Origin of the sequence: Pedobacter sp. SAFR-022, from assembly GCF_051965375.1 — a bacterium.
Lineage (GTDB): Bacteria > Bacteroidota > Bacteroidia > Sphingobacteriales > Sphingobacteriaceae > Pedobacter.
This window is the reverse complement of the sequence record NZ_JBQCME010000006.1, coordinates 99,587-114,767: the sequence shown is the minus strand read 5'-3', so window position 1 is coordinate 114,767 and position 15,181 is coordinate 99,587. Positions and strand designations below refer to the sequence as shown.

Sequence of the window (15,181 nt, the reverse complement as noted above, 5' to 3'; positions counted from 1 at the left end):
CAGCGGCATCATCTGGTGCGCATAGATCCATGTTGTTAATGCGTTATATCATATTAAATCTGAATGAAAAGACTTATTATCGGCACTAGAGGTAGTGACCTGGCTTTGTGGCAGGCCAATTATATCAAGGATAGACTTTCTGGTATTGGTGTCGAAGCTGAACTGAAAATAATTAAGACGCAGGGGGACAAGATCTTAAATTTAAGGTTGGATAAACTGGAAGGAAAAGGTTTCTTCACCAAAGAGCTCGAAGAAGAGTTGTTAAGTGGTAAGATTGATCTTGCGGTGCATTCGCATAAGGATCTTCCAACGGTACACCCCGCCGGCTTAGTTATCGCTGCTGTTCCAGAACGGGAAGACCCGTCAGAGCTTCTGCTCATCCTTAAAGATTGTGTCGATGTAACGCAAAAGCTGTCGCTTAAAACCGGCGCGATGGTTGGTACATCATCCAACCGCCGAAAAGCACAGATCCTGGCGGTTAGAACGGATTTAAACATCGAAGATTTACGCGGAAATGTTCCTACCCGGATCCAAAAACTCCGTGATGAAAACTACGATGCCATTCTACTGGCAAAAGCTGGTGTGAACAGGTTAAAGATTGACCTTAGCGAATTTCATGTTGAGGTGATCGAACCAACGGAGTTGATACCTGCACCGGCGCAAGGTGCCTTAGCCATTCAGATCAGAGAAAGTGATACCGCGCTTTATGAGCTCCTGCAACAGATTCATGATCCGGAAACGGCAAGTCAGATTGCGGTAGAACGGAAGGTGCTGAATATGTTTGAGGGTGGCTGCCATATGCCTTTAGGTTGCTACTGTAAAAAAGAAAACGGTAAGTATGAGATCTGGACCTCGAAAGCAGACGATAGTGATGCTTTCCCGGATCGCGTTTTCTTTAGAACGGAAAGCCTTGACGGTATGGCCGAGAAGATTGTAAGTAAATACAACCCCGCCCGTAAAAAGCCAGGGAAGGTGTTTATTTCAAGAGAAATCGGCCCACATAGTTATTTCAGACGTGCTTTAGATAAGCACAACATTCAAATAGAGGACCGCTCATTGATCCGGACATTTCCGATCGTGAACATTCTTGATCCTTTTTACCTGAAAAACATCGACTGGATATTCTTCAGCAGCCGTAATGGTGTCGAATTCTTTTTTAAGCTGAAGCCTGCTTTATCTAAGAAAGTCAAGTTTGGTGTTGTGGGCCGCGGCTCCGAAGATGCCCTGCGCCGTCATGGCCACCTTGCTGATTATGTTGGGGAAAGTGGCGATGTGCAGGATGTAGCTGTGGAATTTGCCGCATTGGTTAAAGGTGAAACGGTGTTGTTCCCAAGGGCACAGGACTCGTTGCTGACGATTCCGAAAGCTTTATCTGCCGACACGAAGGTTGTAGATCTGCCGATCTATGAAACGGTGATCGCTGATGAGACGGACAAGACCTTTGCTGATGTGCTCATATTTACTAGCCCTTCGAATGTGGAGGCATATTTTAAGAATAATTTACTGGATCCGGGACAGAAAGTAATTGCTATCGGCAGTTCAACAGGGAAGAAGCTTGATGAGATGGGTGTTTCCTACATCCTTCCGTTCTCACCTGATGAATTGGGACTTGCCGAAGCTGTGTTTGGATTAGAAATTTAAAAAAGAGAGGTCACAAATGTTAAGCCGTCCTAGAAGATTAAGAAAAAACCCTATTGTCAGAGAAATGGTTGCCGAAACCAGGCTGTCGAAAGATATGTTCATCTATCCTTACTTTATTGTACCGGGAACAGGTGTGAAACATGCGATTGATGCTATGCCTGGTGTTCACCATTTTTCTATCGACACCCTGATCAAGGATGTTGAAAATGGGTTGAAATACGGTATCAACAAAATAATGCTGTTTGGTGTAGGCGATGAGAAAAGTGAAGACGCACGTTCTGCTTATCACGACCATTCGCTGGTACCTACAGCGGTAAGAGCATTGAAAAAACAGTTTGGTGACGATTTGTATGTCGTAACCGACGTATGTGTTTGTTCTTATACAACACACGGGCACTGTGGTATAATGCATGACGATTACGTTCAGAATGATGCAACGGTAGAGTTGATTGCAAAAATGTCGCTTACCCATGCACAAGCTGGTGCAGATTTGCTTGCGCCATCGGATATGATGGACGGGCGCATTTTAGCTATTCGTAATTTACTGGACAGCAATGGCTATGTAAATACCGGTATTATGTCTCACGCTACGAAGTTCGCTTCGGCGTACTATGGTCCTTTCCGCGAAGCCGCAGATTGTGCACCAAGCAAAGGTGACCGTAAAGCCTACCAGATGGACTTCCGGAATGGAAAAGAAGCGGTCAGAGAAGCGTTAATTGATGAAAGTGAAGGTGCTGATATCTTGATGGTAAAGCCAGCATTGGCTTATCTGGATGTTATTGCAGACTTAAAGCAGCAATGTGATGTTCCAATAGCGTGTTATAACGTGTCGGGTGAATTTGCGATGATTAAAGCTGCCGCTGAGAAAGGCTGGATCGATGAGCAGAAGGTCGTAATGGAAACCATGTATGCTTTTGCCAGAGCAGGCGCAAGTGTGATCACCACCTACCATATTAAAGATATTGTTGAAAATAACTGGTTATAATGTTAGAATCCTTTAAGAAAATGTTTTCCGGGAATGAAGGTGATCTGCCTGTAAATACTGGAACAAAGCCAGATATTTCAAGAGAGAAATCGGCTGAGCTGTATGAAAAAGCAAAAACCTACTTCCCTGGTGGGGTAAACTCACCGGTACGTGCATTCAAATCGGTATACGGCACACCATTATTCATTCAAAAGGGTGATGGTTGTTACGTATGGGATGCTGACGGCAACCAGTTTATCGACTTTTGTGCAAGCTGGGGTCCTTTGATCCTGGGGCACAACAATCCGAAAGTTCGTGAGAAGGTGATGGAGGTGATGCAGCATGGCATGAGCTTCGGCGCACCTACGGCCCTGGAGAATGAACTTGCGGAGCTGATTATCAAGAACAACCGTTTTGTAGAGAAGATCCGTTTTACGAGCTCGGGTACCGAAGCGGTAATGTCGGCGATCCGACTTGCAAGGGGGTATACCGGCAGAGATAAGATCCTGAAGTTTGAAGGTTGCTACCATGGGCACAGTGACTCACTGCTGGTAAAAGCCGGCTCTGGTCTGGTAACCTTTGGAGAAACATCTTCCAAAGGGGTACCACATTCATTCGCCCTGGAAACGATCGTTATTCCATTGAATGATGAGCATGCCGTTACGGAGGCTTTAGAACAATTTAAGAACCAGATTGCAGCAGTGATCATTGAAGGTATCCCTGCAAATAATGGTTTGTTAATGCAGGAGAAATCCTTTGTGCAGTTTCTGGAGAAAACCTGCCATGAGCACAAAGCCTTGTTGATTTTTGATGAGGTGATCACCGGATTCAGAATTGGATTCGAAGGTGCTGCAGCATACTATGACGTTAAGCCGGATATCGTGACCTATGGAAAGATCATCGGTGGAGGGTTACCAGTGGGAATGTACGGTGCTTCAGCGGAAATTATGGGGCACATTTCACCCGATGGTGGTGTGTACCAGGCAGGAACACTGTCCGGGAATCCAGTTGCCATGGCTGCAGGTATCGCCCAGCTAACAGAGCTGCTTCGTTCCGGTTTTTACAAGGAGTTGAATGCGAAGACTGCAGAGTTTGCGGAGAGCATACAACGGTTTGCATCTGCAAGGAGCTATAAACTGAAAGTTTTCCATGTAGGTTCCATTTTCTGGTTTGCCTTCACAGATAAAGATAAAATTCAGACTGCCGAGGATATTGATGTGGCCAGCATGGACAAGTTCAAGCAATTCCACCGTGAGTTGCTGAACCGTGGTATCTACATCGGACCATCAGGTTACGAGGTTGGATTTGTTTCGGCAGCACATACCAAGATCGAGCTTGAAAAAGCCAAAAGAGCTATTCTGGACGCCCTGGATATAGTTTTTAGAAATAAGTAAATTAAGTGGTACATTCGTCAGGAAAATAGGTCATCCGTATTGAAAAAGTCGATCATCATATTTTATTTCATGCTGCTGTATGCCTTAGTACAGCTGATCTCCTGGGGTGCCCTGGTTATTAAACTACAGCCTTCCAGAATGGCCATGGTAGTGGGTGAGGGGGCTGTATTCGTGTTCCTGCTTGGCATTGGTGCTTATTTCCTGCACCGTTCCATCCGTAAGGAAGAAAACCTGCATGAACAACAGACGAACTTCCTGCTTTCGGTAACGCATGAGCTCAAATCGCCTTTGGCGGCCATAAAGCTATCGTTGCAGACCATTGTTAAACGTGACCTGGATAAAGCGAGACAAACCATTCTGCTCAGCAATTCTTTAAAGGATATTGAGCGTCTGGATGATCTGGTGGAAAACATGCTGCTGGCAACCAAGATTGAGAATAGATCTTATTCTTTTCCAAAGGAGCAGTTTAGCCTTTCGGATCTTGTTGTAAAGATCACTGACCGTTTACAGATACATTCCTGCGGTTCTGCGCAGATGATCAAAACAAACATTCAACCGGATGTTAAGGTAGTTGGGGACCCATTTGCCTTGTCATCTGTAGTGACCAACCTGATTGAAAATGCAATTAAGTATTCTGGTCCTTGTGCCGAGGTTTCGGTAAACCTCGGGGTCGAGAATGGTAGTCCTTTCTTAAGGGTTGCCGACAAAGGGCCAGGTATTCCCGATAATGAGAAGATGTTGATCTTCGATAAATTTTACCGTGTGGGTGATGAAAGTGTGCGCAAAACCAAGGGTACCGGGCTTGGTTTATTTATAGTTAAAGAAGTTTTGCAAAACCATGACGCTGACATTAGCGTTAAAGATAACGTACCGCAGGGTGCCATTTTTGAAGTAACATTTAGTTAAAGCATATGCCACAGAAATTAAGAATATTATTGGTTGAAGATGAAGACCATTTATTAGATGCAATAAAATTGAACCTTGAACTGGAAGGCTATAAGGTTCATGCAGTAAAAGATGGCAAGACTGCACTAAAGGTTTTCAAAGAGGAGCGTTTTAATCTGATCATCCTGGACGTAATGCTTCCGGAAATGGATGGCTTCCAGGTATGTGAGACCATCAGACTGGAGAATTCAGAAGTTCCAATTTTATTCCTGACAGCGAAAAACACCAGTGAAGATCGTGTGATGGGTTTGAAAAAAGGTGCTGATGATTACTTGGTGAAGCCCTTTAATCTGGAAGAGCTTATCTTAAGGGTTGGTATTCTTGTTAAACGCAGCATGAAGTCTGATGATCTAAAAGAACTGAACTCTTACAAGATCGGTGACAAAACTATTTATTTCAACTCTTTTGAATTAAAGCAGGACGATGGGCATATTGTTCCTTTAACCAAGAAGGAGACGATGTTGTTGAAGCTACTTATTGAGCGTAAGAACGAAGCAGTTTCCAGGGAGCAGATCCTGGAGACAGTTTGGAACTACGATGTATATCCAAGTACCCGCACCATTGACAACTTCATTTTAACTTTCCGTAAGTACTTTGAGCCTGATCAAAAAAATCCGGTTTACTTTCACTCGATCCGCGGGGTTGGCTATAAATTCACAGACAATCAGAATTAATGTATAACGCAAAAGGCAGGTATATCCTGATGGCAGTGTTTTTAATTGCCTCAGCGATATGCCTGGTGTATAAACAAGAAGAACTTGCCGCTGTTGGAGCAATGTTCTTTGGCTTTGTATTGTGGAGCCATTTCAAACAGAGCTCCATCTTGCTTGCTGCGAAGTATTATCATAAGGGAGATTATGATCATGCCGAACGTGTGCTGGCCGAAGTGCCAAATCCGGATAGGCTAGCCAGAAAGCGCAGGGGGTATTACGAGTTTATGATGGGGAATATTGTCCTTAAAAAAGGCATGTTCGACGATGCCGAGCGACATTTCCAGATCGCCAGCCGGTTTCCACTTGGCGGGAAGAACGACAAAGCTTTTGTAATGATCCACCTGGCAAATCTTGCACTCCGGAAAAAAGATAAAGAACGTATGATCGCCTATATTGAGCACGCGAAAACACTCGCCGTTACGCCAAAAGCGCAAGAGATCATTCAAAAATTAGACATAGAAGCAAACAAATTATAAAAACACACAGATTGATGAACACGTTATTTTTAGATGCCGCATTTTCCAAACCTACCGAGCGTCCGCCAGTATGGATGATGCGCCAGGCAGGGAGGTTTATGCCTGAATATTGGGAGATTAAGAACAAATATTCCTTCCTTGAAATGTGCAAAACTCCGGAGCTTGCTGCCGATGTAACGATGTTACCTGTAGATCTGTTGGACATTGACGCCGCCATCTTGTTTTCAGACATCCTGGTTACCGGCGAAGCAATGGGTGGTGACTTGAGTTTTACGCAAGGCGTAGGACCGAAGTTTGCAAACCCTGTTCGTACCGCTCAGGATATTGATAACCTAAATGTAGATTGTTTAGACAACCTGCAATATGTTGCTGATGCGATCAAAGTTATTCAGCAGCGCCTGAATGGTCGTATTCCATTGATTGGTTTTGCGGGCGCACCGTTCACCGTAATGAGCTATCTTGTGGAAGGCGGTTCTTCAAAAGATTTCAAGTTAACTAAACTTCTGATCCATAACCATCCTGAGCTTGCACACCGCTTGTTGGCGAAGATTGCGAAGGTTACTGCCGACTACCTAAACCTGCAAATTGCAGCGGGTGTAAATGCACTTCAGATCTTTGATAGCTGGGCGCTTGCTTTATCCTGGAACGATTACCAGGAATTCTCTCACCGGTACATCCAGGAGATTATTGCCAATCTGAACAGAAAAGATATTCCTGTGATTTCTTTCTGCAAGGGCAGTTCTGTATTCGCGCCGATCATGGCAGAAGCAAAACCTGATGTGGTATCCATTGACTGGAATGCAGATCTGTTGAATATCAAAAAGGCACTACCTGCTGGGATTGCTGTTCAGGGAAATCTTGATCCACATATTTTATATGCGGATAAGCCGGTGATCAAGAAACACATCCTGGCATTGTTTGAGCGTATGCGTGGCGAGGATGGATTTATCTTCAATCTTGGTCACGGTATTATGCCCGACATTCCTTTTGACAACGTTAAGTTTGCGATAGAAACAGTTAAAGCCTTCAAATACTAATGTCAGCATACCTGTCTGTTCAATCTGTTCACATCATATTTGTGGTTAGCTGGATGGCAGGCCTGTTTTACAGTGTCCGCTTGTTTATTTATCATACGGAAGCGAATGAGAAGCCAGCGCTGGAGCGCGACATTCTGCAGCGGGAGTATGAGAAAATTGAGCGCAGACTCTGGAATATTATTACAACACCGGCAATGGTACTCACTGTACTTGCCGGTGTTACCATGCTTATTATGAGGCCAGCTTTGCTTCAGGCACCATGGATGCATGTTAAACTGGCCTTCGTAGCTGGTTTAATTGCTTATCACTTCATTTGCCAAGGTATTATGAATCAGCTTAAAGCTGGTATCTTCAAGCTGAGCTCCTTTAAACTTCGTCTCTGGAATGAAGTTGCTACCATTTTCCTGGTTGCCATTGTGTTTACAGTAGTGCTGAAAAGTGCCGTAAACTGGATCTATGGCCTTGCGGGCTTAATCATTTTTGCAGTCCTGATCATGACAGCTGTGAAATGGTACAAGCGCTATCGCGCAAAACATCAAAAATAATTTCGGTTGCGTGCAACCATCTGCTGGCTTTCATCATCTTTGTGTTATAAGAGATCATGAAGTTGACGCGAACCTATACCATAACCGAATTGATGGAAGGCTGTAAAGCCGGTAATCGTAAGATGCAGGAACTGCTTTATAAGCAGACTGCCTCGAAGATGCTGGCCGTTTGTATGCGTTATGCCAAAGACCGGATGGAAGCTGAGGACTCCCTGCAGCTGGGTTATATTAAGATCTTTCAAAAGGTTACTGAATACCGGGGTGATGGATCGTTTGAAGGTTGGATGCGTCGCATTATGGTAAATACAGCGATTGAAAGTTATCGCCGAAACATCAAGTCGATGAATGTTGTACCTATCGACGATGCGTATGAACAACCAGCTACGGGTTTCGACTTCCATAGACTGGGCATGCAGGATCTGATGAAGCTGATACAGAACCTGGCTGATGGCTACAGACTCGTGTTCAACATGTATGCGATTGAGGGTTATTCGCACAAAGAAATCAGCGAAATGCTTGGAATTTCGGAGGGTGCAAGTAAGTCGCAACTATCAAGAGCCAGAGCAATTTTGAAACAAGAGATTATTAAAATGGAGGGCATAAATTATGCAACATATACCGGATAATGAATTTGATCGCTTATTCAAGGATCGTTTAATGGATGCGGAAGTGCAACCTGGCAATGATCTATGGGAGCGTATCGCACCAGAGCTAAAAACAAAGAAAAAGCGTAACCCCTCTGTATACTGGGCTGCTGCGGCCATGGTGCTGGTAGCACTTTCTGCCGGTTTGCTGTTTAAGCCACAAGAAAAAATCGCCTTACATGCACCTCAGGTATCAGTGCCGGTTGAAGCACCAGCGACAGCTGCTAGTCCGGTTGTGTCCGCAGATCAGCACGCGAATGTTGAAACCCAAATCGCTGCGCCTGAAGATCAGTCCGGTTCTACTGAGGAGATCAATCATGCTTCCCTTGGTGAAAAGGTTGATGTTGCGTCCAACGATTTAATCGAAGAAGAAAAAAGTTTAGTTGCCATGCAACCAGTTCAGGAAGATCTTCATCATACTATTAAAGCGGCTGAGGAACCTGCTTCTGCGATCACAACGGAAGTGGAAACAGCAATCACGGAAACTGCCCTGGCTAATAACAGTAAGCCGGTGGATACGGGACCTGAAATAAGCTCGGCGATTAACGAAACCGCGGAAGTGGAGCAACAGACAAAGCCAAGGATCAGAAATGCAGGGGATCTGGTAAACTTTGTCGTTGATAAACTTGACAAACGTGAACAGAAGTTTGTGGAGTTTAGAACAGACGACGATGAAGGGACCTCGCTTGTAGCGATCAACATTGGACCGCTAAAGATCAACCAAAGAAGAAGTAGATAAAGAAATACACAAATAGACCAACACAAAATGAAACGACTTATTTTAACTGCATTGATGGTAAGCGGACTTGCCGGTGCAATTGCCCAGAATGTTCAGGCACAGCAGGATTCTACAGAAAAGAAGCAACAGGACACCACAGAAAAGAAACGATACAAATTTAGCGTGCAGTTTGGTGATGATGAAAGGCCTGGCCGTCGGAGCAACAGAGATACCATCAGGCACCAGGATGAAACAAAAGGGCGCTTTATGGGCGGTATCACTTTGACCAGGATTGACCTGGGCTTTTCTAAGCTGATCGATGATGGAAGTTTTAGCTTATCGCCGACGAATGATTTTCTGGATTATAAACCAGGTAAGACCAGTACCGTTTCCTTTGATGTACTGCAGTTCGGATACCGTTTCAATCAGAACTTTAAGGTGTATCTAGCAGGTGGTTTCGACTGGACACTGATCCGTTTGAAAAAGGATATTACCTTACAGAATGAACCACAAAACCTTACCTATATCAACGAGGATATCCATTTCGATAAAAACCGTTTTTCTAGCAGCTACGTACATATTCCTTTGAACTTTGAATTACGTACCAAAGAGAACGATAATGGTAAGCGCTTCTACTTTGTTTTTGGCCCGGAGATCGGCTTTTTGTTAAATGGAAAGATCAAGCAGATCAGCGATGAGCGCGGTAAGCAGAAGGTAAAAGATGATTATCACCTGCAGCCCTTCCGTTACGGTGGTACGGTACGCTTAGGTTATGGCAGTCTGGGCGTATTTGCAAAATACTACATGAATGATATGTTCGACAGTCCTGCACAGAAAAACCTTCGCAACATGTCGTTCGGCGTAACTCTTGGCTTAAATTAAGAAACAATAGAACACACAAATACCCTGTAACTCCCGCTGCCTAACGCACAGCGGGATTTTTTATGCTAAAAGCTTATCTTTGTGTAGTGAATACAAGCATTCTTAGCGTAAGAAACATTTCCAAACAATATCAAACCGAACAGCTTTCAGGTATCAGCGATATCAGTTTCGACATTGATGAAGGGGAGATCGTCGCCATTATTGGCGAGAGTGGCAGTGGTAAATCCACCTTGCTGAAGTCAATCTATGGATTACTATCCCTGGATCAGGGGGAAGTCCTTTTTAATGGTAGGCGGGTGCTTGGGCCTGATGAACAACTCATTCCGGGCCACAAGGGCATGAAGATGGTTACCCAGGACTTTTCATTGAACATCTATGCCAAGGTGTATGATAACATCGCCTCCATGCTGTCTAACACCGACGTGAGATCAAAGCATGACAAGACCGTAGAGATGATGAAGCACCTTCACATTGAACATCTCCGGGACAAGCGGATCACCGAACTTAGCGGTGGTGAACAGCAGCGGGTGGCCATTGCAAAAGCGCTGGTAAGTGATACCAGAATGCTGCTACTGGATGAGCCATTTAGCCAGGTGGACGCATTGTTGAAAAACCAGCTGCGTGCGGACTTAAAACGTATTGCCACGGAGACGGGAGTTACGGTTATATTGGTCTCCCATGATCCTGCAGACGGACTTTTCCTTGCCGACAAGCTCTTGTTGGTAAAAGACGGTCAGCTGCTACAACAGGGAAAACCCCATGAACTGTACAATACGCCTGAACATATTTATACCGCAAAGTTGTTGGGCAATGCCAATGTGCTCAGCGCAGCTGAGGCGTTAAAGTTGGGTATTGATACCGAAGGTAAGCAGCTGGTGTTTTACCCGGAATGGGTTGAGCTTGGTACTGGGTCGTTAACTTTTGAAGTTAAAGACGTTTATTACAAAGGGTTCTATGAAGAACTTCAGCTCGAAGCCATGGGCATTAAGCTGCGGAGCATTCAGCTGGCTACAGATTTTGGGCACAAAAAAAACGACCAGGTTCTGTTGAACATTGGCCGTTTTCTTAGTATCGATTAATGTTATTACGTGATGTCAACTGATGGAATAAGTACCACCTTAACCCGAATTGGAACGGTAGGTCGTCCCGGGTTCTGCGTAGAAAATTCTGAACGCTGAATATCTATCGCTATCCCACCATTAAAGTGTTCAAAGGAATAGCTGTTACCGCTGTAAGTGTAAGGTAAGGCGATGTAGCCATTTTCATTTACCGGATGATCCAGATATACCAGAATACCTTCTACATCAACATTAAACTGATCAATTTCGGGAATCTCAAGATCCGTCGTAATGGTCCTTCCTTCATTAGCGATTACCCACTGGTTCGGCTGAATAGTTAGAATAATAGTCCTGTTTGGGGTGTCCTGGATGTAGGTGTCCTTTTTGCAAGATGCCAAGCCAAGCGAAGCAATACATAGCAAGAGTAAAAGTTTGATTTTCATTGGTGTTGGATTTATAAAGGCCTAGCAATTCTTCAGCCATAAACAATTTTATAGTTCCCGGATCCAAATATTTCTGAAACTGATCGGCTCACTTTTATCTCCATGTGATTGTAATTTGATTGGAGATGGACCATGTGCTTTACGGTATGCCGCTTTCCCGATGTACTGCGTAGGACCTTGAAGTTCAAAGTTGTTTTGTACCAGTACGCCGTTAAAAAATACCGTAACTCTAGCTGGTGTTTTCATTGTGCTATCAGCATTGAAAGTCGGCGCAGTCCAGATCACATCATAGGTTTGCCATTCACCTGGTTTTTTACCTGGGTTAACCAAAGGAGTAGTCTGTTTGTAAATACTTCCTGCCTGTCCGTTGGTGTAAGTCTTGTTGTTGTGTGGATCCAGGATCTGTAGTTCGTAGCCGTCATCACCTTTTCCGATGGAAGCCAGAAACAGTCCGCTATTTCCACGCGCTTGTCCTTCACCTGTGATATTTGCAGGAATTTGCCATTCCAGGTGAAGTTGGTAGTTGCCGAATGACTTCTTTGTCTCGATGTTACCTTCACTTTTCACAACGGTAAAGGTGCCATTTGATACCTTCCATTTAGCTGGTTTACTACGGTCGTTCGTAGATACCCATTGAGAAAGGTCCTTACCATCAAACAGAATGGTTGCGTCTGAAGGGGCATCTGTATTGGTTTTTCCGGGCGTAACAGTCGCTGGTACAGGAGTATAGAACTCAGTATCCTGAGGTTTCGCTTTTTCCTGTGCAAAGGTCGTACCCAGGGCAGCAATCATTAAAGAAGTAGTGATAAAAGCGGTTTTGATGTTAAATTGGTTCATAGTTAAATCTTCAATTTGGTTAATGGTCTAAGTTATGATATTTTTTAATTGTGCATTGTAACAATGTTTACTGTACGACTGTGCAAAAGGCAAAAGGTTTATTGCGCTACACGACTGCGTTTTTGAGCACAAGGGCAACAATTAGCCGTTTCTTAAAATGTTTTTAATAATTTAGCAAGACGGGTTTGGTTAAGCGATGTTCGTGTTTATTGCCCGGGAATTTTTCATGAGAGATCAATTATCAGAGCAGGTTTATAAAAATTTATTCTACTCCAGTACATCGGCGCAGCTTATGGTGGGTGTTGACGCACCTATATTTACTATACTGGACGTCAACAATGCTTACCTGAATACAACAAATACAAAGCGTGAGTTAATCATCGGGAGACCTGTTTTTGAGGCTTTTCCGGATAATCCGGACGAGGCTGCTTCTGCAAATGTCGAACGCTCAGCGTATTCGTTTTCACAAGCCATTAAGAACAAGCTGCCACATACCATCAGCAATTATCGGTATGACCTTCCTATTCCGGGAACCGACCGCTTTGAGGAACGCTATTGGACCACCACAAACACGCCGATTTTAGATGATGCCGGAGAGGTAATCCTGATTCTTCATACGCCGGTGGATGTTACCGAAATGGTGAAACTTGTAGGGCGTGATAAAGCCAATCTTCGGGCGCTGAAAGAACAGCGCAAGCAGCTGTACTCTATTTTTATGCAGGCGCCGGTAGGCATAGGTATCTTCAAAGGCAGCGACAATATTGTAGAAATGATCAATCCACAGCTGGCGGAAATCTATGGTACGCCTCAGGAACTTTTAATCGGTCGCCCGGTATTTAGTGTGCTCATCCATGCAAAGGGTCACGGCTTCGAAGAGAAGATGGATCGTGTACGGCGGACCGGGCAGGCATTTAAAGGTCATGAAGTTGCGGTACCGCTTGTTCGGAATGGGGTGCAGGAAGATGTATACATTGATTTGGTATATGAACCTTTCCGCGAAGAAGATGGATCAATATCCGGAGTGATTGCAATTGCACGCGAAATTACAGAGCAGGTGCAGTCCAAACGCAAGCTAGAGGAAGCCGAAGAACGGGCGCGGCTGGCGGTAGATTCGGTCGGGATGGGGACTTTCGACCTGAACCTGATTACCGGTGAAATGGTGACATCGGAAACCTTTGCACGGATTCATGGCTTCGACGGACCGGTGAGCCGCGCTGAGTACGTAGCGTTGTTCCATAAAAATGACCTGGATGCCAGAGCAAAAGCCATAAATGAGTCATTGAAAACTGGGATCTTGTTCTATGAAGCCCGTATAAATCGAAAAGATGGCTCTTTACATTGGGTGCGGGTGGAAGGAAAGGTGTATTTTGAATACGGTGTCGCGGTAAGGATTTTGGGCATCACGCTCGATATCACAGATCAAAAGCAATCACGAGGGGAGCAGACAAAACTGCTATCGCTGGTTGCTAACAGTGTGGATATGATGTCTATTCTTAACCTGAATGGACGGCATTCCTACATCAATGATGCGGGACGCAGGTTATTAGGCTTTACGAATGATGAACAGGTGCGGAATACCCATGTGAAAGCGCTTTACACCCCGGAAGATTACAAGATGATGAAGCTTGAGGTGATGCCGGCGGTAATTCGTGATGGCCGATGGTCAGGGAAGATGTCGATCAGGAACGTGATGACGGGCGAATCTTTTGAAGTTTTTAACAACAGCATACGAATTGATGACCCAGAATCTGGAAGTCCTATAGCTATTGGCGCGGTGGTCAGAGATCTGCGCCCGGAGCATGCATCCAAGCAGGCACTCGAAAAAAGCGAAGCGCTATTAAGAAGTATCACCACTGCTGCGCCGACAGGTCTTTGGCAATCGGATGTAGAAGGCAATATTATCTATGTAAATCAGACCTGGATAGACTGGACCGGTATCCCTTTTGAGGCACAGCTAGGGGAAGGTTGGTTGAAGGCCGTGGTTGAAGAAGACCTGTTACGCTTGGAAAAACACTTTCAGGCGATATTTCAGACCCATGATTCTTTTGAAATCGAATATCGCATTCACCACACCGACGGCACCATACATTGGTGCGTAGCCACCGGCCGTCCGCAATATAATGGAGAGGGTATTTTCGAGGGCTATATTGGTGCTGGCATGGACATCACTGAACAGAAGTTCCTGCAGCAGCAAAAAGATAACTTCATCGGTATTGCAAGCCATGAGCTTAAGACACCTGTAACCAGTATAAAGGCATACACACAGGTGTTGGAGCGTATGCTCCGGAAGAACGGCTCCATGAAAGAAGCGCAGATGATCTCGAAAATGGACGGACAGCTAAACCGATTAACGAGTCTTATTGGCGATTTGCTCGATGTGACTAAGATCAATTCCGGCCGCCTGCAGTTCAATGACCGAACCTTCGAATTCAACTCGCTCGTAGCGGAACTGGTGGAAGACCTTCAACGGACCACTCAAAATCACCTGCTAGCGGTCACATATTCGGATCCAGTCGAAGTCTTCGGGGATGAAGAGCGCATTGGCCAGGTGATTACCAACCTGATTACGAATGCAATTAAATATTCGCCCGGCACAGGCAAGATAGACATCTCTACAACGCGTGTAGCGGATGGCGTTCAGTTCTGTGTGAAGGACTACGGCATCGGCATTGCAAAAGAAAACCTGGACAAGGTGTTTGAGCAGTTCTACCGCGTGACCGGCGATATGCAACATACCTTCCCCGGCTTGGGCCTCGGACTATACATCTCAGCGGAGATCATCAAAAGAGCTGGCGGGGAAATATGGGTTAACAGCATCGAAGGGCAGGGGGCTACCTTCTGCTTTAAACTGCCTTTGCGGAAAGCTACCCAATAAAAAAGGGCC

General features: G+C 44.9%; 15 protein-coding genes. 13 read left to right on the top strand and 2 right to left on the bottom strand.

The features are described from left to right. Positions 1-63 precede the first annotated feature (63 nt). The 12 genes from hemC (at position 64) to ACTHQF_RS14405 (ending at position 11,038) form a co-directional block, all read left to right on the top strand. Entirely contained in the window at positions 64-1,641 is a 1,578-nt protein-coding gene (hemC, locus tag ACTHQF_RS14460) for a hydroxymethylbilane synthase (protein WP_440431191.1), read from the top strand. A 16-nt stretch (positions 1,642-1,657) separates the two neighbouring features. After that, positions 1,658-2,626: a porphobilinogen synthase gene (gene hemB, locus ACTHQF_RS14455; RefSeq protein ID WP_440431189.1), complete on the top strand. Its 969-nt coding sequence runs from the start codon at positions 1,658-1,660 to the stop codon at positions 2,624-2,626. Beyond that, positions 2,626-3,999: a glutamate-1-semialdehyde 2,1-aminomutase gene (gene hemL, locus ACTHQF_RS14450; RefSeq protein WP_440431188.1), complete on the top strand. Its 1,374-nt coding sequence runs from the start codon at positions 2,626-2,628 to the stop codon at positions 3,997-3,999. The genes hemB and hemL overlap by 1 nt, the downstream gene beginning before the upstream one ends. Positions 4,000-4,038: 39 nt before the next feature. Further along, a complete protein-coding gene (locus ACTHQF_RS14445; RefSeq protein ID WP_440431186.1) occupies positions 4,039-4,905 on the top strand; it encodes a sensor histidine kinase in 867 nt (288 codons plus the stop codon). Between the two features lie 5 nt (positions 4,906-4,910). Further along, complete coding sequence (locus ACTHQF_RS14440; protein ID WP_440431184.1) at positions 4,911-5,618, top strand: response regulator transcription factor; 708 nt, start codon at positions 4,911-4,913, stop codon at positions 5,616-5,618. After that, positions 5,618-6,133, top strand: coding sequence for a hypothetical protein (locus ACTHQF_RS14435; RefSeq protein ID WP_440431182.1), 516 nt, complete (start codon positions 5,618-5,620; stop codon positions 6,131-6,133). Before ACTHQF_RS14440 ends, ACTHQF_RS14435 begins: the two co-directional genes overlap by 1 nt. A gap of 14 nt (positions 6,134-6,147) precedes the next feature. Further along, on the top strand, positions 6,148-7,170 hold the full coding sequence (gene hemE, locus ACTHQF_RS14430) for a uroporphyrinogen decarboxylase (RefSeq protein ID WP_440431180.1): 1,023 nt from the start codon (positions 6,148-6,150) through the stop codon (positions 7,168-7,170). Further along, entirely contained in the window at positions 7,170-7,715 is a 546-nt protein-coding gene (locus ACTHQF_RS14425) for a CopD family protein (RefSeq protein WP_440431178.1), read from the top strand. Before hemE ends, ACTHQF_RS14425 begins: the two co-directional genes overlap by 1 nt. 56 nt (positions 7,716-7,771) lie before the next feature. Continuing rightward, positions 7,772-8,341 (top strand): RNA polymerase sigma factor, encoded by a 570-nt coding sequence (locus ACTHQF_RS14420; protein WP_440431176.1) that lies wholly within the window; start codon positions 7,772-7,774, stop codon positions 8,339-8,341. Continuing rightward, complete coding sequence (locus ACTHQF_RS14415; protein ID WP_440431174.1) at positions 8,322-9,098, top strand: hypothetical protein; 777 nt, start codon at positions 8,322-8,324, stop codon at positions 9,096-9,098. Before ACTHQF_RS14420 ends, ACTHQF_RS14415 begins: the two co-directional genes overlap by 20 nt. A 27-nt stretch (positions 9,099-9,125) precedes the next feature. After that, on the top strand, positions 9,126-9,959 hold the full coding sequence (locus ACTHQF_RS14410) for an outer membrane beta-barrel protein (protein ID WP_440431173.1): 834 nt from the start codon (positions 9,126-9,128) through the stop codon (positions 9,957-9,959). Positions 9,960-10,045: 86 nt separating this feature from the next. Further along, a complete protein-coding gene (locus tag ACTHQF_RS14405) occupies positions 10,046-11,038 on the top strand; it encodes an ABC transporter ATP-binding protein (protein ID WP_440431171.1) in 993 nt (330 codons plus the stop codon). Between the two features lie 5 nt (positions 11,039-11,043). Here the strand turns inward: ACTHQF_RS14405 and ACTHQF_RS14400 are convergent, their stop codons facing one another. Both ACTHQF_RS14400 and ACTHQF_RS14395 read right to left on the bottom strand, forming a co-directional pair. Continuing rightward, the gene (locus tag ACTHQF_RS14400) at positions 11,044-11,460 is read right to left on the bottom strand and encodes a hypothetical protein (protein WP_440431169.1); all 417 of its coding nucleotides are present in this window, start codon (positions 11,458-11,460) and stop codon (positions 11,044-11,046) included. A 48-nt stretch (positions 11,461-11,508) separates the two neighbouring features. Further along, on the bottom strand, positions 11,509-12,297 hold the full coding sequence (locus tag ACTHQF_RS14395; protein ID WP_440431167.1) for a 3-keto-disaccharide hydrolase: 789 nt from the start codon (positions 12,295-12,297) through the stop codon (positions 11,509-11,511). Between the two features lie 226 nt (positions 12,298-12,523). Here ACTHQF_RS14395 and ACTHQF_RS14390 point away from each other — a divergent pair, with 226 nt between their 5' ends. Then, positions 12,524-15,172: a PAS domain S-box protein gene (locus ACTHQF_RS14390; RefSeq protein ID WP_440431165.1), complete on the top strand. Its 2,649-nt coding sequence runs from the start codon at positions 12,524-12,526 to the stop codon at positions 15,170-15,172. Positions 15,173-15,181: the final 9 nt, after the last annotated feature.

Bases quoted from the DNA above. Each gene is read 5' to 3' on its own strand.
- hemC (WP_440431191.1), top strand. From the start codon at position 64: ATGAAAAGACTTATTATCGGCACTAGAGGTAGTGACCTGGCTTTGTGG.
- hemB (WP_440431189.1), top strand. From the start codon at position 1,658: ATGTTAAGCCGTCCTAGAAGATTAAGAAAAAACCCTATTGTCAGAGAA.
- hemL (WP_440431188.1), top strand. From the start codon at position 2,626: ATGTTAGAATCCTTTAAGAAAATGTTTTCCGGGAATGAAGGTGATCTG.
- ACTHQF_RS14440 (WP_440431184.1), top strand. From the start codon at position 4,911: ATGCCACAGAAATTAAGAATATTATTGGTTGAAGATGAAGACCATTTA.
- ACTHQF_RS14435 (WP_440431182.1), top strand. From the start codon at position 5,618: ATGTATAACGCAAAAGGCAGGTATATCCTGATGGCAGTGTTTTTAATT.
- hemE (WP_440431180.1), top strand. From the start codon at position 6,148: ATGAACACGTTATTTTTAGATGCCGCATTTTCCAAACCTACCGAGCGT.
- ACTHQF_RS14425 (WP_440431178.1), top strand. From the start codon at position 7,170: ATGTCAGCATACCTGTCTGTTCAATCTGTTCACATCATATTTGTGGTT.
- ACTHQF_RS14420 (WP_440431176.1), top strand. From the start codon at position 7,772: ATGAAGTTGACGCGAACCTATACCATAACCGAATTGATGGAAGGCTGT.
- ACTHQF_RS14415 (WP_440431174.1), top strand. From the start codon at position 8,322: ATGCAACATATACCGGATAATGAATTTGATCGCTTATTCAAGGATCGT.
- ACTHQF_RS14410 (WP_440431173.1), top strand. From the start codon at position 9,126: ATGAAACGACTTATTTTAACTGCATTGATGGTAAGCGGACTTGCCGGT.
- ACTHQF_RS14400 (WP_440431169.1), bottom strand. From the start codon at position 11,460: ATGAAAATCAAACTTTTACTCTTGCTATGTATTGCTTCGCTTGGCTTG.
- ACTHQF_RS14395 (WP_440431167.1), bottom strand. From the start codon at position 12,297: ATGAACCAATTTAACATCAAAACCGCTTTTATCACTACTTCTTTAATG.
- ACTHQF_RS14390 (WP_440431165.1), top strand. From the start codon at position 12,524: ATGAGAGATCAATTATCAGAGCAGGTTTATAAAAATTTATTCTACTCC.